A 20,350-nucleotide genomic window follows, 5' to 3' on the forward strand; every position below is an offset into this window, starting at 1 on the left:
ATGCAGGTCTGAGGTGGGCTGATGCAGGTCTAAGGTTCGTCGGTGAATATCAGAGGTGGGCTGATGCAGGTCTGAGGTTCGTCGGTGAATATCAGAGGTGGGCTGGCGTAAGTCTGAGGTTCAACGATGTAGGTCAGAGATGAGTTGACGTAGGTTGAACATTTAAGCGCGAATGTCTGAGGTTCAAGCGCTGTTGCAGCCGCATCAACACCGAACCTCAACACATTGGAACGTTAGTTAGAAGCTGAAGCCATTTCAGGCGTTGCTTTAACTGACTTACCGCGAATTGCTTTGAACAAGCTGCCGAGTTGCTCTGCGATCGCTTTTAATCCGGGAGTCTTTTTAGAAGCGGTCTTCACATAGTCGTAGACGGTGAGGCTGTTGCTCATCGCGTCGCTGCCGACTGCCATGAGAGTATCGTCTACCTGCTCACTCAGTTGGGTGAACAGCATCAGCAGTTCGGTGAGGTCGGTTGCGAGGTCATATTCCTTGGCAAAACGAGGGAGGTCAAAACTTGGCAGGAAGAATGTTGGGGTTGCTTTGCGCGGCGGTGAGGCTGTTTTGCACGAAGGCAAGGCGTTTGTCACCAAGCTTATAGAGGCGTTTGCGATCGTCGGCGCTCAGTGTGATCAGGAAGGGAAGCTTTTGTTGAATGAGGGCGATCGCTTGCTTGATTTCTTGCAGATCGGCATCGGAAAGGATTGCGTTAGGGTCGCGATAAGACATGGTAGAAGCGCTCAATAAAAATGTAAGGAATGAGTGAAGGGAACGATCGTAGAATTCCCGAACAATAAAAGATAGGAACATTACAGGTAAGTTCGGGTACAACGGTAGAGGCTGACCAGAACGGGATGGAAAATGAACGACAGCGATCGCGTCAGAATCGAAGCTTTTATTAACAACTGGACAGGCTCAAGCGGCAACGAGCGAGCCAACAGCCAGTCGTTCTTTGTGGATCTCTGCGATGCGTTAGGGGTCAAGCGTCCTAACGCGAAGGGGAGTATTCTGGGTGATCCGTACTGCTTTGAGAAAGACGTTAAATTCTTTTCGCTTAATGGCCCAGTCACGAGCAAATTCATCGATTTCTACAAAGTCGATCACTTCATTATCGAAGCTAAGCTGGGAGGGCACTACACGCCACGATCGTATGTCGAGCGCTTAGTGCTTCAGGTAATGATGAAGCCGTTGAGCGAGAAATGAATGAATATAGCCGCTGAGGCGAAGTAAAACCTCTTAGATAAAAATGATCATCTTGTAACTTTAGAGTCTTATCAAACAATGCATTTTTCTGAGAAAGACATACAGAACTACATTTGGGAAAATCGTGCAGACTGGGAAGCCCTCGTTGAGCCTCTTGAACTTCCTGACGTATACCAATTTTCTGATGACCTCTCAGATCTAACACCAGAACTTCTACTGCACAACCAGACTCTAGAGAGAGTAGAAGCAGTATATGATTCTATTTCAGAATTAGAGCTTTTTGGATGTGAAGTTCCGTTAGAGAAAGCCTCTAATTCAACTATAAGAGCTGACTTTCTAACCTTATCTTCCCATGAAACTAGCGTAGTAGTAATAGAGCTAAAAAAAAGCTTTCAAACTGAAAGACAAGCATTCACAGAACTTCTAGCGTACTCGAACCACCTAACGAATCTTTTTCCGGGTATGTGTAGAGAAGACATAACTTATGTTCTTATCTCACCGATGAATACAAGAATAGTGAGGGAAGCTTTCATTCAGACCCTTATCTTTGATAAACGTCCTATTTGCGCATTAGTTCCAAAGTTGTCCGATGAAAGTGATATATCAACCCTCAAACTTTGCCCCTGGATACCATCTTTAGAAGAGATGGTTAATTTCACCCAGGCAGCTTTTCATCCATGTAATCTCGATGTTTGCAAAGTTGTATGGGAGTATTCTGAAAGAGTTTGGGATCCGCCAGTAAATGAGCCAATAAACGATCAGTTAATCAACCAGCTTGACTCTGTGGCTTCAATGGCTGCTCAACTTATGGAGCAACAAGGAATTCACGGTTTTGCGTATTGTTCTCAGTTATGGTCCGAATTATCTCAATCCTTACCTTTTACTAATTCTTTAGTAATCGTAGGGTTAAACCCTTATGCAATTGCAAGTAGCATATATTCAAAGGAGAACGAGCGAGAAGAGGAAGAGCCAGAATTTTACACGCGTTACATTCCAGAGATCTCAGAGATTATTTTAGGCTTGTCAAAGTCAAAAAATACAAATAGCTATTCTGATGATCCCTTGAGCCGACTTCACCATGGGTGGCGTTCACATCTCTTTAATATTGCGTTCAAAGCTGTAAGGCTTGCAACTAAGACAACAGACGGATGTCTTCATATTGATTACGGCTCGATGACTTGGGCAGAATATCAGATGTTACCTATGGAGGACATTCACTGTACAAATTGTGCTGTGCGTGCCACTGGTATTGTTAGGGATCTATTCTGGAAAGTTGTGAATCTGGATTATGATGTTGCGGCGAAAGTAGGTATAAGAAATCATCCAGTTCATGAAGATATGTTTTACAGTGCAATCGAAGCTCTTAACAATAACTGGGATTTCCGTGATTTTATTAAACGTATGTTTGGTGAGAGCACAGACATAAATCTTCGTCCAATTATTAGCAATTTTCGTTCTTATGACGAAAACGATTCTTGTCTAGAGCCGCCATTCTAATCAATAGAATTTATTAACTTTCTCCTCTTCGCCATCCGCGATCGCCGTCCCACCCACGGTGGCGAGTGTCCATTTGCCCAAGTCACCGCCCAGTTCAAAAACGCCACCCGTCAAAAACAAGCAATACTCGACAGCCTTGAAAGCCTAGAAGAGTTAGGCATTCTCGCTAGTCACGAAGACGAGAACCACATTCGCCACTGATATCTCGCAGACCTTCTCAAAGCGAGTTAAAAGCTAAACAAATCTCAAGTTGACGCTTGAGATTTGAATTAGAATCTCGACAAACCTAAATCTCAAGTTGACGCTCGATTATGATGGAGCTACTCGCTTGACACCGAAACTATTGCAATTCCTCCCCAGACCTTATGAGTCGATCGCTAACCATTTCCGACGAGCTTTACCAGCATCTAGAAACCACTGCCAAAGCACGTGGACTAGACAGCATTGAAAATTTGATTGCAGAACTCATTCAGAGAGAAACCGTTCTAATTCAGCATCGAGAAGCCATTGATCGGATCAATCAACGGCGTGAACAATTATTTGAGAGATATGGTGAGATGCTAGACAGCACAGACCTCATTCGAGAAGACCGAGACCGTTAATGACCCAACTCGTCGTTGATAGCAGCGTTGCGATTAAATGGTTCGTTACCGAACCGAACACTCCTGAAGCTTTAAACATTCTAGAGCAGTCGCGAAACGGCGCGATCGTATTCCTTGCACCCGACTTCATCTACGCCGAATTTGGCAACATCGTCTGGAAAAAACAGTCGTCTCAGGGCTTAAATGCTCAAGATGCACAAACTAGTATCCAAGATTTTCAACGGTTACGCTTCGTGCTGACTTCAACTGCCGTTTTACTAGATGACGCTTACCAAATCGCTGCAACCTACCGACGAACAGTGTATGACTCCCTTTATCTAGCTTTGAGCTTGCGCGAGAACTGTCAATTCGTTACAGCAGATCAAAAACTCATCAACGCCCTTGGTTCTGCCTTCCCAAATGTTGTGGGACTAGCAGGTTGGACTTGAGTAGGGTCTGCCCTATTTGTTACATCCGTTCCTACCATTGCCAACTGAGATTTGTGTAAAATCTCAGTCAACCCAAGACTCAATGACTTCAAACAACTAACGCCGTCGCAAATAAAATCACAGCCACCAAACTCAAGATCGCCATCATCCCCGCAGGCATCATCTTTTTCGTTTTAATCCAGCGAATGGCAAACACAATCAGCAAAAATGCAGCAATGAAAACTGCTAACGATAAGCCCGTCGATGGATTTTGAGTTGTCGTGTAAGCCGCGATCGCGAGCGCCACGCCGCTTCCCAAACCCGATATCAACGACACCTGACTGCGAGCCTTGACATAGCCAATGACGCCCCCGATCGCAACCAGCAATCCGTAAACTACAATCAAGCCAGCCCATGTCGTTGCTGATAGTGCCAGAGAAAAGGTCATGTCTCAATCCATTCCTGTTGTTAGCTTAAAGGACTTCCTTTCTGATGCTCATTCCGATCAGCAAGCGTTCGTCTCCACAATCGGCAACGCATTAGAAGACATTGGTTTCTTTGCGATCGTTGATCATGGTATCAACGCTGATCTAATTAGAACGGCCTATCAGGTTGCCCAAACCTTTTTTGAATTACCAGAACCAGTCAAACTGCAATATGAAGATCCTAAGCTAAACGGGCAACGAGGCTTCACCCGATTTGGACGAGAACACGCAAAAGATCATCCCGTCCCCGACTTAAAAGAGTTTTGGCATGTCGGTAGAGAATCAACCCTCGCCAATCTGAGACCGAAAGAAGTGTCTCAGTTCCATGACGTGATGAGCCAACTGTACAGCCAGCTTGATGCCTGCGCTGCCACACTGCTAGAAGCTTGTGCCTTGTATTTGGGAGAGCCGCGATCGCTCCTCTCAACTATGGCAGATGGCAGCGATACGATTTTGCGGGTGATTCACTACCCACCCATTCCTGAAAACGCCGATGTCTCAAGTCTACGGGCAGCTCCCCACGAAGATATCAATCTGATTACGCTTCTGTGTGAGGCAACTGCAAGTGGCTTAGAACTATTGCAGCGCGATGGAACATGGTTAGCCATTCCAGCGCTAGAAGGTCAAATTATTGTCGATAGTGGCGACATGCTGCAACAACTCACGAATGGACTATTCAAAAGCACAACTCACCGAGTCACAAATCCCGATAATGTCCGCGATCGTCGCTTCTCGATGCCGTTTTTTGTTCATCCCAAACCTCAAACTGACCTGACGCCGCTCCAAAGCTGCATTGACAGAACAGGTGGCACTCAAATCTTTCCTGCCATTACCGCAGGAGACTACCTTCATCTCCGCCTGCAAGAAATTGGCTTGGCAAGTTAGCCCGCCTCAGCGTGCTTCGCTCTAGTTAACCTGCGCGATGTACAATCCCAAATAGCCCTCACCCCAACCTTCTCTTCAAGGGGATGAGGGCTGTCTTAAAGTTGCACATCGCGTTTTGCAGGTTACGGGTATGTCTGCGTCAACCGCCCGCCGCAAATGTCACCATCACCGCAACTGAGAGTAAAATACCGGGAATAAGCATCAAGACAAGCATTAGTAGATCGTGGGTCGTCATAACAATGAGGTTCTAGTTGGGTACAGTTTCTTAGAAGTTTACCGAGCCACGAGGCACTGGAGCATCGCTTTCAGAGTTTGCACTTCTGGTGCCAATAACCACAGAGCATAATCCGAGCGTCAAGTTAACCTATCTATGCTAGCCCCAGAGACAGCTAGTTTTTTCGACCTAGAGATTGAGAAATTCTAAAGTCTTCGTCCCCAGCCTCTACCCTCCTGACAATGAACAACTTCTCTTTCGATGAATTGCAGCGCAAAGATCTTTTCATTGCCCTCGGTCTCTGGCTTGTAGTTGAACTGGTGAGTTTCGTGTTCTTTCCGATCGTCGGACTGATTAATCCTGGCGATAAACTGAAAGCATGGTTTATCATCAGCGTACCGTTGGGAGTAGGCGGCGCGATTCTAATTGGAGCGAGTTCGCGCTTCCTTGCCGCTTTTCACGAAACCGCCAGAAAAGAATACAAGCGGTTGTATGGCTTTTTAGGTCAGTTTGGCGGCTGGATTGGACTTGCTGGAATCCTGTTTCCTTTGTTTATGGTGTGTGTAGAGTTTTTCTCTCGCCTAACGTAAAGGATAGTCTGAGATGGAACTGAGCCATGCGCTGAAAGAATGGGCGATTGCAGTCCGCGCTCTCGAACAGGGCGAGATGATTTTGCTGCTAAGAAAAGGCGGCATTCGAGAGCAGGGCGGAAAATTTTCGGTAGACCATGAGCGGGTTTTGCTCTATCCCACGTACGAGCATCAAAATCCTCACTTACTAAAAGCTCCCTATGATGCCAAGGTGCAATCTGTCCCGTCAGGCTGGCATCCAGACGAAATTCAGATTAGTTCGTTTGCCGACATTACGGATATTTTTCAGGTGACGGAAGCAACTGTCGTGCAGGCTCTGTATCCGTACCATGTTTGGAACGCGCAATTTGTTGAAGAACGGTTGAAGTGGAAACCGAAGTCGCCGTTGTATGTGCTGGCACTGCGATCGTTCAAATTGGCTCAACCGCAATCTATTTCCTATCAGAGCGAGTATGGCGGCTGCCGATCATGGGTTGATTTGAACGCTAATATTTCCCTCGAAAATGCCACGCCCGTCTTAACAGATGCCGCTTATCGAGAGCAGATTGAGGCAATCAAAGCCGTTGTGATGAGTGGCTAAGTAGCGAATGTAACGGCTAAAGCTCCTGAAATACTCTCTTGATAAGTCATTTTTTATTCTCGATTTGCAAAACTTTTTGCTGCAAATTTCACACTTCCGTCTATCCTGGGAAACCAAGTCAGTAGGAAGCTTGGGGTCATGGTTAACCAGGAAAGGACGGAAAAACTCGTGAGTCAGCGCAAATTCTATCTGTTGTCTTTTGCCTTGTGTCTCGCCGCTTCGCCTGCCTTGGCTGCCCCACTGCAAAACTGGCGATACAATCCTGCCACCAATCAGCTAGAAATAACAGTCAAACCTGGCGTTAAGCCTCGCTATACGTTCGCGGCTTACCCTGCCCGCATCATTCTGGAATTGCCCAATACTGAAGTGGGTAAGGTCAAACTGCAAGAATCCTATTCTGGCGCAGTCAGACAGATTCAGGTGGCTCAGTCTCAAAGCACAGCCAGAATTACGTTAGTGCTGGCTCCCGATGTGGTGTTGTCGAAAGAACAGGCTCAATTGCAGCAGGTGCGCGAACAGAATCGATCGAGCGATCGCTGGGTGTTTCGTCCCCTCCTTGCCAATACTGCCAACACAGCTGCTGCTCCTCGGCTCTCTGGCATTACCGCTCCGCGCGATGAGAAAACTGCTCCCTCGAAAGCTGCTCCCTCTACGCCTCCTCCGGTCGTGTATCCACCGGGCTTATCTCCCAATGAAACCTCGTCTGGGGCAACGGGTAATCCGGGTGTGTTAGCGCCGCCAACAAGCGCAGTGAATCTGCCTCCCAATGAGGCTCCGCCAGCCGCGATTCCGACTCCGCCAACCGCCGATCAATTTCCCCCTGGGCTTGCTCCTAGTAGCGGGCAGCCGAGCGTCACCGTACCAACGGCTCAACCAAACCTGCCCCAAACGCCGCCACGCGAAGTCGTGAGCCAAGCGCCGCAAAATTCTTCGGAAATTGTTTCCCAAGCGCCCCCTGCCAATCCGCTGCGTCTGCCCGAAGTTAATCCTAGTTTGGCGATTCCAGATTCTCTACCGCCTGTATCAGTCCCGACGGCTCCAACGGCTCCAACCGTGAGCGTGCCTCCGTTGCAACAGGCATCTCCTACAACCGGAGCTGGACTGCCTCCAACGATGACCGAATCGTTCTCACCTCCACCGGCTCAGCCTCCTCAGCCCACTCAATCCGTCCTTGGTGCACCTCTGCAACCTCAGACGCCGCCAGTCCTGCCGCAAGCTCTGCCTCAGGCTCTGCCGCTACCGCCTGATCAGACGTCGCAATTCCCTCAATCCTTGCCGCCGTCAATTCCTCAAACGACGACCGTTGCAACGGCGGGGACAATTGAATTTGGTCAGCCGTTGCCCGTTGGTGGAAGATCCTCATCGTCAAATTATGGCAACCTGCCGTTGCAGTCGCCTCTGGTGAGTGTGGCGAGTCCTACAGAAGGGGTCATTTTGCCGTCAGGTACGTTGCTCAATCTTAGCTATCCTGGCAGTCAGGTCTTGAAGTTAGAAGCCAATAAGCCGCGTCAGGAAGTAGTATTGCTGCAAACTGAAATCCGCGATCGCGGGGGCAATTTGATTATTCCTTTCGGTAGTCAAGTGTATGGGCGGTTTGAGACCAATCGATTCATTGCTCAATCGATTGCGATCGGCGGTCGCTCGTTTCCGTTCGCTGCCCAGTCCGAAGCGTTGGGAGGATCGCGCCAAGTCAGCGATCGCAAGCTGCTGATCAATTCTGGAATTGGGGCAGTGGCGGGGGCGTTGCTCGGTGGGCTCTCTGGCGGAACTGTAGCTGGAGGAGCGGCAGTTGGGGCGGGCGTAACGTATGCTACCGCACCGAAACCCGCCACGATCGCACCGGGGCAAATCTTTCAAGTGCGATTGACTCAAGATTTGCGATAGATAGCTACAGAAAAGGCGCGATCGCATGGGTGCGATCGCGCCTCTAACACATCCATCCTTACTCTAAAAATCGTTATTTTGTGATGGAGCGCTGCCATCTAAAAAGAGATTCTTGGCGTTGTCGCTCTGGTAGACACAATCGATAATCGGCTTATTCTCTAGACTGCCAACATAGCCGAAGGTGCTAAGCCGCTGACGACACTCCCGCGATTGATCCGACGTTAAGAGTTTTCGTTGTTCTAGCACCGCCCAATTCGCCCGTCTCAGGACGCAGGCAGGTTCCATTCCCGCTTGAGCGACGTACACCTTGAACGGAGCCAAAGTAACGTACAGCCGAGCCGTCATTGACATGGCACTCGCTCCATTCTGAATACAAACATCTGGGCTTGGAGCTTGCTGGTCGAGTTGCACATTCGTCTGTAGGACACCGTTTTGATTTGGCACCACAGAGGTAAACCCAATTCCGACACCAATTCCCAGAATAAAGATTCCTGCAATGATTGCGATCGCGGTGGCATTAAACAGCGAATTCCCCTTCTTCTCCGGTTTGGGATCGGGAGGTGTGACATCAGGTCTGCGATCGGAATTGTCGAAGTCGTTGCGGTCGTAATCGTTGTAGGAATTAGATCTAGGTCTACGTTTCATGGTGGCTTCAGAAGTGGAGACGTTCGTAAGAAATGGTAAATGCTATTCTACTTTCTTTTACTAGTATGACGAATCTGGCAGGCAGATGGCTGCAAATCGAATGTGCGCTCGGTTGTTCTAAGTGCAAAAATGATGAAAGTGTTTCCCTAACGTAACCCTCGTGACCCTGCAAGCCTCTTCCTCAACTCGATCGCGCAAATCTTCTCTAGCGACGCTTTGGTCAGATAGTCTCACCGTATTTTGGGGCGATTGGCTCGATCTGCGAGTCAGACTGGTGCAAGTCGCCGCTTCAGGACTTATTTCTCCCTTAATTTATATCTTGGCGTTTGGTTTAGGATTGGGCAGCACTCTCGATTCGGTTGCGAAACCAACCGCAGGAGACACCTATTTACAATTTATTTTGCCAGGAATGGTTGCGCTCTCATCGATGGTGATTAGCTTTGGTGGAACGACGTTTTCGATTTGCGGCGATCGCTTGTTTACCAAAACCTTTGAAGAGATGCTGCTGATGCCCGTTCACCCGTTAGCACTGCACTTGGGCAAAATGCTCGCCGGAATTGTGCGGGGAATGCTGACGGCTGGGTCGGTGATTCTGGTGGCGGTTCTAGTGACAGGGAAAATTTGGAGCTTTCTCAATCCATTATTTCTATTAGTTCTGATTCTAAATTGTGCTGTTTTTGCTGGATTGGGTGTGTTGGTTGGTTTGAACGTGAAGTCTCTCGAAAGTGTTGGAATCTACAATAATTTTTTGATTGTTCCAATGTCGTTTTTAGGCGGGACATTCTTTGACGTGACGGCTCTTCCGATTGCTCTAAAAGTAATTGTCTATCTATTGCCTTTGACCTATACCAGTCTAGGACTAAGAGCCGCTGCTTACCTTCCGATTGCGCAGTTTCCTTGGTTTGCGATTCCGGTTTTGTTGATTATGGCGATCGCGGTTTCAGCCGTAGGCGCATATCAGTTCTCTCATCTACAAGATTAACGAAAAAATTAATCTTTTCGCTCAAGCTATCAGTGGATTGATCGTTTCCACTACCGATTGTGCTAGTGCGTTAAAATCATATCCGCCTTCCAGTCCAAAAACAATTCGCTCAGTGATCGCTAAGCAATACTTTGTAAACACACCGTAGTCTTTCGGCTTCAACGAAATTCCGGCTAACGGGTCGTCGTGATTGGCATCATATCCTGCACTCACTAACAGCACATCGGGTTGAAACCCAGCTAAAAACGGCATAATCTTTTGTTCAAACAACGGCTGGTAATCCTCAATTGTGCTTCCCGATCGCATCGGCAGATTCAGCACATTGTCGTGCAGCCCTCGCTCCGTTGACTGCCCCGTTCCCGGATATTGGGGCGACTCATGAATCGAGCAAAATCGGATGTTGGGATTGTTCTCTACGATCGCTTGAGTTCCGTTGCCATGATGCACATCCCAATCGAGAATTGCGACTCGTTCTGCACCATTTTCTAACGCATAATGGGCTGCGATCGCGGCATTGCTAAACAAACAAAATCCCATGCCAATTCCTGATATGGCATGATGTCCGGGCGGACGCGCTAAGGCAAAACAAGGTTCTCCGCTTTGCAAGGCATAATCTACACCATCGATCCAAGCATTCACCGCGAGCATCGCCACCTCAAAACTGCGCGGAGACACTGGAGTATCACTGTCAATGTGTCCGCCGCCTTGCTCAGCTAACTGACGCAGCGCCGTCACATAGCGCGGATCGTGGGTTTGCTGGATTAGCGGTAGCGGCGATCGCGCTTCTATTGAGGTTGGGGTGCGCCAGTCTAGTTGGTCTGCCCAAGGCGCAGATTGGAGTGCGGTTTGAATCGCGGTTAAACGTCCTGGTTTTTCAGGATGGAGAATGCCAGTATCGTGGAGCAGAAACTCGTCGGAGTAAATGATGGGTAGCATGGGCAAGGAGGTGCGATCGCGCTCTGAAATTACAGCAATTACAGCATAAGTAACTTTAACTATGCCATCCCCTCTTTGAGGACAACGCTTTGAGGACAACGCTTTACTTCCCTCATCACAAGGGTAAGGCTGATTTCTGCATACAGTCAGCATCTTCACTCCCCCGTCAACGCCTCATTCCATGCGCTCTTCAGCCGCCTCAACGTCCATGAAAATATGATAAAATTTAGACAATATTGAACCTAGCGAGTATACTTTCTAGGCTTCATTCTGCTGACAGGCTTGCACTGACATTTCGGAGTATTCTATGACCTTCTCCCAAGACCCGCCTCAAGATCGGATTATTCCAACCGACTTACGCAACGAAATGCAGCGGTCTTACCTGGAATACGCCATGAGCGTAATTGTGGGGCGGGCACTTCCAGACGCGAGAGACGGCTTAAAACCCGTACATCGTCGTATTCTCTACGCCATGCACGAACTGGGTCTCACCCACGATCGCCCCTTCAGAAAGTCGGCTCGTGTCGTCGGGGATGTACTGGGTAAATACCATCCCCACGGTGATACCTCGATCTACGATGCGCTAGTGCGGATGGCTCAAGATTTCTCGATGCGAGCGCCGCTGGTAGACGGACATGGAAACTTCGGCTCCGTTGATAACGATCCGCCTGCCGCGATGCGATACACCGAGTCGCGACTCACCTCCCTGACGACGACCGCACTGCTACAAGACATCGAAGCCGAAACGGTTGACTTTGGCGATAACTTTGACGGATCGCAACAAGAGCCGCTGGTGTTGCCTGCCCGTGTACCGCAACTGCTGCTGAACGGCTCATCTGGCATCGCGGTGGGAATGGCAACCAACATTCCTCCCCACAACTTGGGAGAATTAATTGACGGTTTGATGGCATTAATTCAAAACCCGGACATCACCGATTTGGAGTTAATGCAATACGTTCCGGGTCCTGACTTTCCGACCGGAGGACAGATTCTTGGACGCACCGGCATTCGAGAAGCTTACACGACAGGTCGCGGCTCGATTACGATGCGCGGTGTGTGTTCGATCGAAACAATTGAGCATCGAGGACGCCCCGATCGCGATGCCATCATCGTCACCGAACTGCCCTACCAAACCAACAAAGCGGCGTTGATCGAGCGGATTGCAGAACTTGTGAACGATCGCAAGATCGACGGCATTTCCGATGTGCGCGATGAGAGCGATCGCGACGGAATGCGGATTGTGATCGAACTGCGGCGCGATGCTTACGCGCGAGTTGTGCTGAACAACCTCTACAAGCAAACGCCCCTGCAAGCCAACTTCGGGGCAAACATGCTGGCACTCGTCAACGGCGAACCGCAACTGCTTACCCTGAAGCAATTCCTTAGCGTCTTCCTTGATTTTCGGATCGAAGCGATTACTCGGCGCACTCGCTATCAGCTTCGTAAAGCAGAAGAACGCGATCACTTATTGCAAGGCTTGTTGATTGCTCTGACCAATATGGACGCGATCATTAACTTGATTCGTCATGCGGCAGATACGACAACAGCAAAGCAAGAACTTATTTCTACCTACGACCTTTCAGAAGCGCAAGCAGATGCCATTCTGCAAATGCAGTTGCGGCGTCTAACGGCGCTCGAAGCGGATAAGATTCAGCAAGAACATGACGCTCTGCAAGAGCAGATTACTGACCTGCTTGACATTCTTGCCCGCCGAGAACGAATCCTCGAAATCATCGCTACCGAGGTGACGCAACTGCGCGCATCGCATGCGACGCCTCGCCGCACGGTGATTGAGCAGTCTGAAGATGAACTCGGTGATATTGATCTGATTGCCAATGAGAAATCGCTCATTTTGATCACCGAGCAAGGCTATATCAAGCGGATGCCCGTTGATTCGTTCGAGGCGCAGAGCCGAGCCACAAGAGGCAAAGCGGGAGCGCGAATGAAGGAAGATGATGTGGTTGAACACTTCATTACCTGTTGCGATCACAATAGCATTCTGTTCTTTAGCGATCGCGGCGTGGTCTACGCGCTGAAAGCCTACCAAATTCCGATCGGATCGCGCACCTCACGGGGAACCCCGATCGTTCAACTTCTGCCGATTCCCCACGCTGAAAAACTCACGTCGGTGGTTCCGGTCACAGAGTTTACCGACGATGAATACTTGGTGATGCTAACGCAGAAAGGCTTCATCAAAAAGACGGCGCTCTCTGCTTTTAGCAACATTCGCTCCAACGGGCTGATCGCGATTTCTCTTGAAGAAGGCGATCAGTTGCGGTGGGTTCGTTTGGCGCGCGTCGATGACAGTATTATCATTGGTTCGACCTTGGGACGTTCGATTCACTTCCGCGTCAACCATGAGCAGTTGCGTCCGCTCGGTCGCGCCACTCGCGGGGTGAGAGCCATGAATCTTCGCAAGGGCGATAATCTAGTCGGGATGGCAATCTTACCGAGCCGAGTGGTCGAAGATGTGGCTCAAGCAGAAGCCGCCGGACTGATCGATGATGCTGAAATCCCAGTAGAAGACAATACTGAACTTCCGCCTCAGTCAGGGCCGTGGGCATTAGTGATCACCACAGGTGGACTGGGTAAGCGAGTTCCGGTGACTCAGTTCCGTTTACAAAAACGGGCAGGAATGGGCATCATGGCGACGAAGTTCCGCAAAAAGGGCGATACGTTAGCGGCACTGCACATTGTGAATGAAGGCGATGAGCTGATGCTAATCACCAATCGCGGTGTGATCATTCGCCAGTCGGTGAATGCCATTTCGTCTCAGTCTCGCGGAGCGACCGGAGTCCGGGTTCAGCGATTGGACGAGAATGATGCGATCGCGGCGGTGGCACTCGTTCCTGCTTCTGCGGAAGCCGCCGTCCTTTCACCTAGCGCTAGTGATGAGGCAGAATAAGTTGATTGGCAAGGAATAGTCAGTAAAACGGCAACCATTGCCAATCAGATTTCTTCTACGATCATGCATCAAGGACTGATGCATGATTTTTTATGGCGTGATTTCGGTGGAGTGGAGTTCACCCAGTGACGCGGCAGCTTGAACTCTGACCTGAGAATCCGCATCTTGGCTCAACCGAGTCAGAAGCGCGATCGCGGCTTGGCGGTCGTCTCCTTGTGTGTCAGGGAGCAGCCCGCCTAAAGTAGACGCGATCACAACTCTCAACACACTATCTGGATGCTGGACATATTGCGCTAAATGCGCGATTTGGTCTTTCTTTGACTGGTGGTCTAGCTGATTAATCTCTTGCAGCACATCAGGCGTGTGGTGAGGTTGAGCCTGCTGCTCAGATTCAAGAGGATAACCCGGATAAAGATCAGGAATTGTGATCTTCTCAGGATTAACTGGGTCAACAACTTCTGAAATGGTAAGAGAAGTAGCTAACGGAATGTCATGCTCAAAATTCGCAGAGTCTAGTGTAGCATTTGATACGTTGCTAACAGGTTCATCGTCAGAAGACGAGCCAGATTCTACATTTTCTGCATTAAATTCTGAACTTTCTTTACGTGTTTCCGGAGGAACTGGAGTCGTTGTAGAACTAGGATGGTTGTCATGAGAAACAAACCTCTCTCGCGTTTTTAGAGCCGCCTCGATCGCTGCAAGAATTGCTACTAAACTTAGAATAATTAATGAAATACTCATTTTTCTCTGGCGTTATGTTAATTCTGATACCTCTATTTCAGCATTAATAATTCACTCAATTCATCTAACTTGTTATATAGCTCAGTGAAAATGAACATCTTGTATGGGTGAAGCAGGTTTAGCCTAACTCTGGTAGTATTTACCTCCTTCTAAAGACTGTCTTTACAACGGCAATAAATCCCTAATTCAACTGATTCCGATTGCCTTTCTTGCCACAATCTTTTTACTCAACAATTTACTGAAATTTCGTTGGTTAAACTTCCACATTTTCATAGACTGTTTTACTATTTATAAAGGATGTATCGCTATTCCAAGTGGCTTGTAGTGTAAGTCTATTACTTGCGGCTGATCAACGAGTTTGTATCGCGTAGCAGATCGAGCACTCGCGTTAATTAGATAGAGGGGCTCAATAGCACGCTACAGCCCTACTTTTGTATTGTTTTACTTCTTCTACTGTTTCACTTCGTTTAATAAACCCTGATCGTCCTATGAAATCTATGAGTTCCTGGTTCACGTCCTCTTCCCTTGTTGCGGGAGTTCTAGCTGCAATGGCTCCCGTTGTTGTCTTTGCACTGCCTGCTCGTCAATCTGCAACTCCACAGCCAACTTTAGTGGCTCAAGCGCAATCAACAAACTATCAGATTTATCAGAGTCCCCAACTTGGGTTTAGGATTGCTTATCCCAAAGGCTACACCGTGGATACGAGTGATGTTAGCAAGGGATATCTACGCTTTTCTCGGAATGCAAGCACCCTTCAAGCGAGTGCGGCTGAAACCCCAACGAAAGCTCAGCCCGATAGTCAATCGGGTAGCATCGTGGCAGCTACCTTTGATAATCCGGGTCGCTTGTCTGCTCTCGAATGGGCACAGCAGAACGGCGAGAAATCGTTTTTTGAGACGGGACGGCAAAGCAACTATCAGAGTCGCAAGTTTGCTGGACAAAATGCGATCGCATATTCGTGGTGTGCTTCACAGTGCGGGGATAGCGTCATTTTCCCCAGCCGCGATGGTAAGCGCATCATTGTCTTGAGTGCCGTCTACCAATTGCCCGGAGACCCTGTGCGTTGGGAATTCCAAAACACGATCGGCAAGTTCCGATTTAACTAGTCGTCTATTTCTATAAAGATCTCCGACTTCCTAAAAAGTCGGAGATTTAGATAAACCATTTTTTAGATTCACAAGTCCTGCGAAACCTCTAGCAACTCCTTTTCCAGATCGGGGTACTCCTTAGCACCGTTGATCTACTTCCCAGGCTTTAGAAACAGCCACCCCACAAAGAAGAATGAAGCTGTAAACAGTTGAGTGATATCTAGGGCAGAGAGATAACCATCCATAAGCGCCGCGATCGCCCGATCAGCAAGACCAAACAGCCACGAAGAAATTCCCAAGAACCAAATGCCATTCTTGAGGTTGAACAGAAACGAGAGTAGCTCAGTCGGTGGACGAGTCATAAGTAGCGCCTTGGTCGAGAACCTCTATATGTATATTAAGAAATATCTAGTTTAGTTGCCATAATTCACTTGATGTGAATCTATCTTGCCTGACCTTTCATGGCAAAGATGTTTTTACCGAACATTAGGAATTCTTGCTATGGGTGTATAGGTTGTGGTTCTGTGAATTGGTATGAGTAATACTGAATGTCGTCCTAAAGGGTGGATGAGATTTGCCAATTCTATTAATCATCGGTTGATACGCCAGAATGTCTTACGCTATTGATTTTGGAACCAGTAACACCGTCATTACTCGTTGGAATCGAGCCACTCAACAGCCTGAAACCTTGGCACTGCCCAACATTTCTGTGCGCCAGGGGCAAAATCCGCCTTTGATTCCCAGCCTGGCGTATGTTGAAAATGCTGCCACTCCAAAAATCGTCGTTGGGCAAGTGGTACGCGATCGCGCCTTAGATGTCACCTCAGATGCCCGATTCTTCCGCAATTTTAAACGTGGCATTGGCACCAGTATTCAAGGCTTCTTACCAGAATTAGATGGACGCACCATCACCTTTGAGCAGGTCGGTGAATGGTTTCTGACCGAAATAATCAATCAACTCAAAGTGAGCGATCCAGCTGTGGCGGATTCGCTCACGTTCACTGTGCCAGTCGATAGTTTTGAAGCGTACCGACTTTGGCTAGGTCGGGTGTCCGAGGCGCTGAATATCAATCAAGTCAGAATGATCGATGAGCCAACGGCGGCAGCATTGGGCTATGGCTTAGCCGATCGAGAAATCCTGTTAGTGATCGACTTTGGCGGCGGAACCTTGGATTTGTCGCTCGTCCAGCTTGATGGCAGCGAAACCACCTCATCGAAACCCCTCGGATTTATTCTGAAGTGGGGACAGAAATCGTTTGCCGAACAATCGGGACAGAAGCCAAAGATTGCGAGAGTGTTGGCAAAAGCAGGGCAAAATTTAGGCGGCTCTGACCTGGATAATTGGCTCGTCGATCACTTTGTCGAAACTCAAGGACTAGCCGCAACGCCGCTCACCACCCGGCTAGCTGAACGGCTAAAAATTCAGCTTTCTCTACAAGCGCAAGCCCAAGAAGTGTATTTCAACGACGAAACCTTTGATAGCTATGATTTGTCGATCAGCCGCGATCGCTTCGAGCAAATTCTCCAAGACCACCAATTTTTTGACCGTCTCGACGCCGCCATGGAACAAGTGCTTCAGCAGGCACGGCGGCAAGGATTATCTGTTGGCGATATTGATGCAGTCTTGCTGGTCGGCGGCACCGTGCAAATTCCTGCCGTGCAGACGTGGGTAAAGCAGTATTTCGATGCGTCCAAGATTCGCTGCGAAAAGCCCTTTGAAGCGATCGCGCAAGGAGCGCTGCAACTGAGTCAAGGCGTGGAGTTAAAAGACTTTCTTTACCACGGCTACGGCATCCGCTACTGGGATCGACGGCAGAAGGGACACAATTGGCATCCCCTGATCAAACCAGGGCAGCCTTACCCAATGGGCAACTCAGTCGAGTTAGTCTTAGGCGCATCAGTGGACAATCAGCCCAGTATTGAACTGATTGTGGGAGAACTGGGAACTGAAACGGTGCAAACCGAGGTCTATTTTGACGGCGATCGCTTGATCACACGCAATTTATCTAGTGGTCAAACTTCGGTGCAACCCTTAAACGATCGAGAAGGGGCACGCGCGATCGCAGAGCTTGATCCACCCGGAGTGCCAGGTAACGATCGGATCAAAGTCCAGTTTCAGGTAGATGAGCAGCGCTTTTTGCGGATCACGGTTGAAGATTTGCTCACCGCTCGCACCCTAGTTGAAGACCAATCCGTTGTGCAGTTGAGTTAAATTCAAAGCTTGTAACTGTTGTGGTAAACCCAGTGGAGCAGCAAAATCCAAACTGGAGCAGGTGAAGGATATCCGGTAGCGTTTACAGAGCTAGAGCCAAAGTTGTTACTCGCGCTACATAAATCGTTCAAATCTCTAAAATATCTCTACAATAAAATCTCTACAATAAACGGTGGCTGCTAACTGTAGGGGCAGCTTCATCTGTCGAAATTTCTGCTCGTCTTCATTAAAAAACGCTATGACCACTTCTTTTGAGGCTGAAACGCTAATCCAGGATCTCAATATCCCCTTGGAACGAGACCTCTTTTTACGCACGCTAATTAAGGAATTAGCTGGCACGCTACAGGATGTCGTCGGCTTAGAGGAAGCCGCCGGATTTATTAGTGTGGTTGGTCAAAACATGGGAAGACAAATTAATCAGGACTATAAAACAGCTTTAAAGGTGCCTAATTTAACACGAGAGCAAGTTGCTGACGTTCTTGTGGATTTGAAGAAGCGAATTCAAGGCGACTTTTTTGTCATTGAGCAAACAGATGAAAAGATCGTTTTTGGAAACCGCATTTGCCCGTTTGCCGAAAAAGTTGTCGATCGCCCTGCCCTGTGTATGATGACCTCAAACGTATTCGGCTCTATTGCTGCTGAGAATCTCGGCTATGCCAAAGTACAACTGCAAGAGACGATCGCAATGGGTGCTCCGGGGTGCAGAGTCGTGGTCTACTTAAAGCCAACTCCAGAAGCAGAAGAAAGCGACGGATATGAATACTTCAAAGGAGAAAATGAGGATTGACGCCTGAACAGTTTCTCGAGTTCGCCCGACTCTTGCCAGAACCGTCACTCCTAGTGACGGGAGAGGGGCAGATCGTTGCTGTCAATGCTGCATTCACTAAACTGCTAGGCCGTTCAACACTCCAGGAAAAACAGCTCTTTGCTCTAGTTACGAATGCTCCTGGCACTGTAAAGCAGTATTTGCGTTCTTGCTCCAGAAGCCGGAATATGGTGTTTGGCTCATTAACGTTCCATACCAGTGATGACCAATCTTGCTTGTGCCGTTGTGAAGGGGCAGTTCTGCGTCCCTGGTCACCTGACTCGCCTGCGCTAATTTTCTTGCGCTTAAAAAGTAGAGAATCAGCCAGCCGCCGGTTTGTTCTCCTCAACAAGAAAATTGATGAATTGGCAAAAGAAGTACGAGAGCGTCAACGAGCAGAGGAAGAGCGATCGCAGCTTTTAGTACGAGAGCAAATGGCGCGAGCGGAAGCCGAAAGATTGAACCGATTGAAAGACGAATTCCTCGCAACCCTTTCCCATGAGCTACGGACTCCCCTGAATGCGATTCTTGGCTGGTCTCACGTGCTGCTTGCCCGGAAGCCAGACGAAACAACAATGAATCGTGCCATAGAAACGATCGAGCGCAACGCCCGCTCTCAATCTAAATTGATTGATGACCTGCTTGATATTTCACGTATCATCACTGGCAAAATTCGCCTGAATGTTCAAACGGTTGAGCTTTTAGCCGTGATCGAATCCGTCATTGATACGGTGCAACCTGCTGCCGATGCAAAAGACATTCGGCTGCAATCGGTGCTTGATCCATCTGCTGGTCCTGTTTTAGGAGATACCGAGCGGTTACAACAGCTGGTTTGGAATCTCCTCAGTAATGCGATTAAGTTCACTCCTAAAGGTGGGCGGGTTCAGATTGGTTTGAAACGAATTAATTCCCATGTTGAAATCAGTGTAACCGACACAGGGCAAGGCATTAGTGCTGAATTCCTTCCGTTTGTGTTCGATCTTTTTCGTCAAGCAGATAGTTCGATCACGCGAGCGTTTGGTGGATTAGGGTTGGGGTTAGCGATCGTCCGCCAATTAGTGGAGTTACATGGCGGAACTGTACATGTTGAGAGTCCTGGAGAAGGGCAAGGAGCAACCTTTACTGTAAACCTGCCAGTCATGATTATCACCCCAATGATTCATGAAGCAGAACGGGTGCATCCTGCTGTAGGAGGCACCCGTTCGTTTGACTTCTCGCCCAGATTAGATGGACTGAAGATACTGATTGTTGATGATGAGGCTGATGCCCGTGATCTCCTCACCTACACCCTAGAAATGTGTGGAGCCGAAGTGATAGCAGCTAATTCAGCCACCGCCGCGATCGCGGTGCTGACGCAAGCATCTTCCTCAATCCATGTGTTAATCAGCGATATCGGTATGCCAGATAAGGATGGCTATGAGTTGCTACGTCAAGTCAGAGCATTACCGCCAGAGCAAGGTGGACGTATTCCTGCCGTCGCTCTAACAGCCTACGCTAGAACAGAGGATCGCAGAGCCGCACTTTTAGCAGGCTTCCAGTCTCATGTCGCTAAACCTGTTGAAGCGGCTGAATTAGTTGCAGTGATTGCCAACCTGACTGGACGAGTTGGAAGGAGCTGAACGAGTATTTGAAGAAAGTTTTAGAGTGGAGTACTCCACTCTAAAACTTTCAGGTGAGCTAGATCTGCTGTCT

The 20,350-nt window shown here is 48.6% G+C and carries 21 protein-coding genes; 14 read left to right on the forward strand and 7 right to left on the reverse strand.

Annotation, left to right across the window (positions count from 1 at the left end; all coding sequences use genetic code 11):
* Nucleotides 1-233: 233 nt before the first annotated feature.
* Together AC5I6P_RS22630 and AC5I6P_RS22635 are read right to left on the reverse strand one after the other, a co-directional pair.
* On the reverse strand, nucleotides 234-575 hold the full coding sequence (locus tag AC5I6P_RS22630; protein WP_495696024.1) for a hypothetical protein: 342 nt from the start codon (nucleotides 573-575) through the stop codon (nucleotides 234-236).
* Nucleotides 508-726: a hypothetical protein gene (locus tag AC5I6P_RS22635; RefSeq protein WP_495696025.1), complete on the reverse strand. Its 219-nt coding sequence runs from the start codon at nucleotides 724-726 to the stop codon at nucleotides 508-510. Before AC5I6P_RS22635 ends, AC5I6P_RS22630 begins: the two co-directional genes overlap by 68 nt.
* A gap of 132 nt (nucleotides 727-858) precedes the next feature.
* Between AC5I6P_RS22635 and AC5I6P_RS22640 the strand changes: the two genes are divergently transcribed.
* The 4 genes from AC5I6P_RS22640 to AC5I6P_RS22655 all read left to right on the forward strand — a co-directional run bounded on the left by AC5I6P_RS22640 (nucleotide 859) and on the right by AC5I6P_RS22655 (nucleotide 3,727).
* Nucleotides 859-1,200, forward strand: a complete 342-nt coding sequence (locus AC5I6P_RS22640; protein ID WP_495696026.1) for a type IIL restriction-modification enzyme MmeI — start codon at nucleotides 859-861, stop codon at nucleotides 1,198-1,200.
* Between the two features lie 78 nt (nucleotides 1,201-1,278).
* Entirely contained in the window at nucleotides 1,279-2,697 is a 1,419-nt protein-coding gene (locus AC5I6P_RS22645) for a hypothetical protein (RefSeq protein WP_495696027.1), read from the forward strand.
* A 365-nt stretch (nucleotides 2,698-3,062) separates the two neighbouring features.
* On the forward strand, nucleotides 3,063-3,299 hold the full coding sequence (locus AC5I6P_RS22650) for a hypothetical protein (RefSeq protein ID WP_495696028.1): 237 nt from the start codon (nucleotides 3,063-3,065) through the stop codon (nucleotides 3,297-3,299).
* Nucleotides 3,299-3,727: a type II toxin-antitoxin system VapC family toxin gene (locus AC5I6P_RS22655; protein ID WP_495696029.1), complete on the forward strand. Its 429-nt coding sequence runs from the start codon at nucleotides 3,299-3,301 to the stop codon at nucleotides 3,725-3,727. The genes AC5I6P_RS22650 and AC5I6P_RS22655 overlap by 1 nt, the downstream gene beginning before the upstream one ends.
* An 88-nt stretch (nucleotides 3,728-3,815) precedes the next feature.
* Here AC5I6P_RS22655 and AC5I6P_RS22660 read toward each other — a convergent pair whose 3' ends face one another.
* Nucleotides 3,816-4,154 carry a TMEM14 family protein gene (locus tag AC5I6P_RS22660; RefSeq protein WP_495696030.1) on the reverse strand — a complete coding sequence of 113 codons (339 nt, stop codon included), beginning with the start codon at nucleotides 4,152-4,154 and terminating at the stop codon, nucleotides 3,816-3,818.
* Here AC5I6P_RS22660 and AC5I6P_RS22665 point away from each other — a divergent pair.
* The 4 genes from AC5I6P_RS22665 (at nucleotide 4,153) to AC5I6P_RS22680 (ending at nucleotide 8,344) form a co-directional block, all read left to right on the forward strand.
* Nucleotides 4,153-5,076: an isopenicillin N synthase family dioxygenase gene (locus AC5I6P_RS22665; RefSeq protein WP_495696031.1), complete on the forward strand. Its 924-nt coding sequence runs from the start codon at nucleotides 4,153-4,155 to the stop codon at nucleotides 5,074-5,076. The two genes, AC5I6P_RS22660 and AC5I6P_RS22665, sit on opposite strands and share 2 nt — an antisense overlap.
* Nucleotides 5,077-5,532: 456 nt before the next feature.
* Nucleotides 5,533-5,880 (forward strand): hypothetical protein, encoded by a 348-nt coding sequence (locus tag AC5I6P_RS22670; RefSeq protein WP_495696032.1) that lies wholly within the window; start codon nucleotides 5,533-5,535, stop codon nucleotides 5,878-5,880.
* Nucleotides 5,881-5,893: 13 nt separating this feature from the next.
* A complete protein-coding gene (locus AC5I6P_RS22675; protein WP_495696033.1) occupies nucleotides 5,894-6,460 on the forward strand; it encodes a DUF1802 family protein in 567 nt (188 codons plus the stop codon).
* A gap of 168 nt (nucleotides 6,461-6,628) precedes the next feature.
* Complete coding sequence (locus AC5I6P_RS22680) at nucleotides 6,629-8,344, forward strand: AMIN domain-containing protein (protein ID WP_495696034.1); 1,716 nt, start codon at nucleotides 6,629-6,631, stop codon at nucleotides 8,342-8,344.
* Nucleotides 8,345-8,407: 63 nt separating this feature from the next.
* Here the strand turns inward: AC5I6P_RS22680 and AC5I6P_RS22685 are convergent, their stop codons facing one another.
* Nucleotides 8,408-8,989: a DUF3172 domain-containing protein gene (locus AC5I6P_RS22685; protein ID WP_495696035.1), complete on the reverse strand. Its 582-nt coding sequence runs from the start codon at nucleotides 8,987-8,989 to the stop codon at nucleotides 8,408-8,410.
* Between the two features lie 160 nt (nucleotides 8,990-9,149).
* Between AC5I6P_RS22685 and AC5I6P_RS22690 the strand changes: the two genes are divergently transcribed.
* A complete protein-coding gene (locus tag AC5I6P_RS22690) occupies nucleotides 9,150-9,971 on the forward strand; it encodes an ABC transporter permease (protein WP_495696036.1) in 822 nt (273 codons plus the stop codon).
* 21 nt (nucleotides 9,972-9,992) lie between these two features.
* Here the strand turns inward: AC5I6P_RS22690 and AC5I6P_RS22695 are convergent, their stop codons facing one another.
* Entirely contained in the window at nucleotides 9,993-11,060 is a 1,068-nt protein-coding gene (locus AC5I6P_RS22695) for a histone deacetylase family protein (protein WP_495696037.1), read from the reverse strand.
* 154 nt (nucleotides 11,061-11,214) lie between these two features.
* Between AC5I6P_RS22695 and gyrA the strand changes: the two genes are divergently transcribed.
* Entirely contained in the window at nucleotides 11,215-13,812 is a 2,598-nt protein-coding gene (gene gyrA / locus AC5I6P_RS22700; RefSeq protein WP_495696038.1) for a DNA topoisomerase (ATP-hydrolyzing) subunit A, read from the forward strand.
* Nucleotides 13,813-13,902: 90 nt separating this feature from the next.
* Here the strand turns inward: gyrA and AC5I6P_RS22705 are convergent, their stop codons facing one another.
* Nucleotides 13,903-14,553, reverse strand: a complete 651-nt coding sequence (locus tag AC5I6P_RS22705; RefSeq protein ID WP_495696039.1) for a HEAT repeat domain-containing protein — start codon at nucleotides 14,551-14,553, stop codon at nucleotides 13,903-13,905.
* A 497-nt stretch (nucleotides 14,554-15,050) separates the two neighbouring features.
* Here AC5I6P_RS22705 and AC5I6P_RS22710 point away from each other — a divergent pair, with 497 nt between their 5' ends.
* On the forward strand, nucleotides 15,051-15,659 hold the full coding sequence (locus tag AC5I6P_RS22710; protein WP_495696040.1) for a hypothetical protein: 609 nt from the start codon (nucleotides 15,051-15,053) through the stop codon (nucleotides 15,657-15,659).
* Nucleotides 15,660-15,793: 134 nt separating this feature from the next.
* Here the strand turns inward: AC5I6P_RS22710 and AC5I6P_RS22715 are convergent, their stop codons facing one another.
* Nucleotides 15,794-16,003 carry a hypothetical protein gene (locus tag AC5I6P_RS22715; RefSeq protein ID WP_495696041.1) on the reverse strand — a complete coding sequence of 70 codons (210 nt, stop codon included), beginning with the start codon at nucleotides 16,001-16,003 and terminating at the stop codon, nucleotides 15,794-15,796.
* A gap of 248 nt (nucleotides 16,004-16,251) precedes the next feature.
* Between AC5I6P_RS22715 and AC5I6P_RS22720 the strand changes: the two genes are divergently transcribed.
* The 3 genes from AC5I6P_RS22720 to AC5I6P_RS22730 all read left to right on the forward strand — a co-directional run bounded on the left by AC5I6P_RS22720 (nucleotide 16,252) and on the right by AC5I6P_RS22730 (nucleotide 20,277).
* Complete coding sequence (locus AC5I6P_RS22720; RefSeq protein ID WP_495696042.1) at nucleotides 16,252-17,853, forward strand: Hsp70 family protein; 1,602 nt, start codon at nucleotides 16,252-16,254, stop codon at nucleotides 17,851-17,853.
* A 238-nt stretch (nucleotides 17,854-18,091) separates the two neighbouring features.
* Nucleotides 18,092-18,640 carry a methanogen output domain 1-containing protein gene (locus AC5I6P_RS22725; protein WP_495696043.1) on the forward strand — a complete coding sequence of 183 codons (549 nt, stop codon included), beginning with the start codon at nucleotides 18,092-18,094 and terminating at the stop codon, nucleotides 18,638-18,640.
* Nucleotides 18,637-20,277, forward strand: a complete 1,641-nt coding sequence (locus tag AC5I6P_RS22730; protein WP_495696044.1) for a hybrid sensor histidine kinase/response regulator — start codon at nucleotides 18,637-18,639, stop codon at nucleotides 20,275-20,277. Before AC5I6P_RS22725 ends, AC5I6P_RS22730 begins: the two co-directional genes overlap by 4 nt.
* The last annotated feature ends 73 nt before the right edge of the window (nucleotides 20,278-20,350 follow it).

The organism is Myxacorys sp. (assembly GCF_059501405.1).

Bases quoted from the DNA above. Each gene is read 5' to 3' on its own strand.
- AC5I6P_RS22635 (WP_495696025.1), bottom strand. From the start codon at position 726: ATGTCTTATCGCGACCCTAACGCAATCCTTTCCGATGCCGATCTGCAA.
- AC5I6P_RS22640 (WP_495696026.1), top strand. From the start codon at position 859: ATGAACGACAGCGATCGCGTCAGAATCGAAGCTTTTATTAACAACTGG.
- AC5I6P_RS22645 (WP_495696027.1), top strand. From the start codon at position 1,279: ATGCATTTTTCTGAGAAAGACATACAGAACTACATTTGGGAAAATCGT.
- AC5I6P_RS22650 (WP_495696028.1), top strand. From the start codon at position 3,063: ATGAGTCGATCGCTAACCATTTCCGACGAGCTTTACCAGCATCTAGAA.
- AC5I6P_RS22655 (WP_495696029.1), top strand. From the start codon at position 3,299: ATGACCCAACTCGTCGTTGATAGCAGCGTTGCGATTAAATGGTTCGTT.
- AC5I6P_RS22665 (WP_495696031.1), top strand. From the start codon at position 4,153: ATGTCTCAATCCATTCCTGTTGTTAGCTTAAAGGACTTCCTTTCTGAT.
- AC5I6P_RS22660 (WP_495696030.1), bottom strand. From the start codon at position 4,154: ATGACCTTTTCTCTGGCACTATCAGCAACGACATGGGCTGGCTTGATT.
- AC5I6P_RS22670 (WP_495696032.1), top strand. From the start codon at position 5,533: ATGAACAACTTCTCTTTCGATGAATTGCAGCGCAAAGATCTTTTCATT.
- AC5I6P_RS22675 (WP_495696033.1), top strand. From the start codon at position 5,894: ATGGAACTGAGCCATGCGCTGAAAGAATGGGCGATTGCAGTCCGCGCT.
- AC5I6P_RS22685 (WP_495696035.1), bottom strand. From the start codon at position 8,989: ATGAAACGTAGACCTAGATCTAATTCCTACAACGATTACGACCGCAAC.
- AC5I6P_RS22695 (WP_495696037.1), bottom strand. From the start codon at position 11,060: ATGCTGACTGTATGCAGAAATCAGCCTTACCCTTGTGATGAGGGAAGT.
- gyrA (WP_495696038.1), top strand. From the start codon at position 11,215: ATGACCTTCTCCCAAGACCCGCCTCAAGATCGGATTATTCCAACCGAC.
- AC5I6P_RS22705 (WP_495696039.1), bottom strand. From the start codon at position 14,553: ATGAGTATTTCATTAATTATTCTAAGTTTAGTAGCAATTCTTGCAGCG.
- AC5I6P_RS22710 (WP_495696040.1), top strand. From the start codon at position 15,051: ATGAGTTCCTGGTTCACGTCCTCTTCCCTTGTTGCGGGAGTTCTAGCT.
- AC5I6P_RS22715 (WP_495696041.1), bottom strand. From the start codon at position 16,003: ATGACTCGTCCACCGACTGAGCTACTCTCGTTTCTGTTCAACCTCAAG.
- AC5I6P_RS22720 (WP_495696042.1), top strand. From the start codon at position 16,252: ATGTCTTACGCTATTGATTTTGGAACCAGTAACACCGTCATTACTCGT.
- AC5I6P_RS22725 (WP_495696043.1), top strand. From the start codon at position 18,092: ATGACCACTTCTTTTGAGGCTGAAACGCTAATCCAGGATCTCAATATC.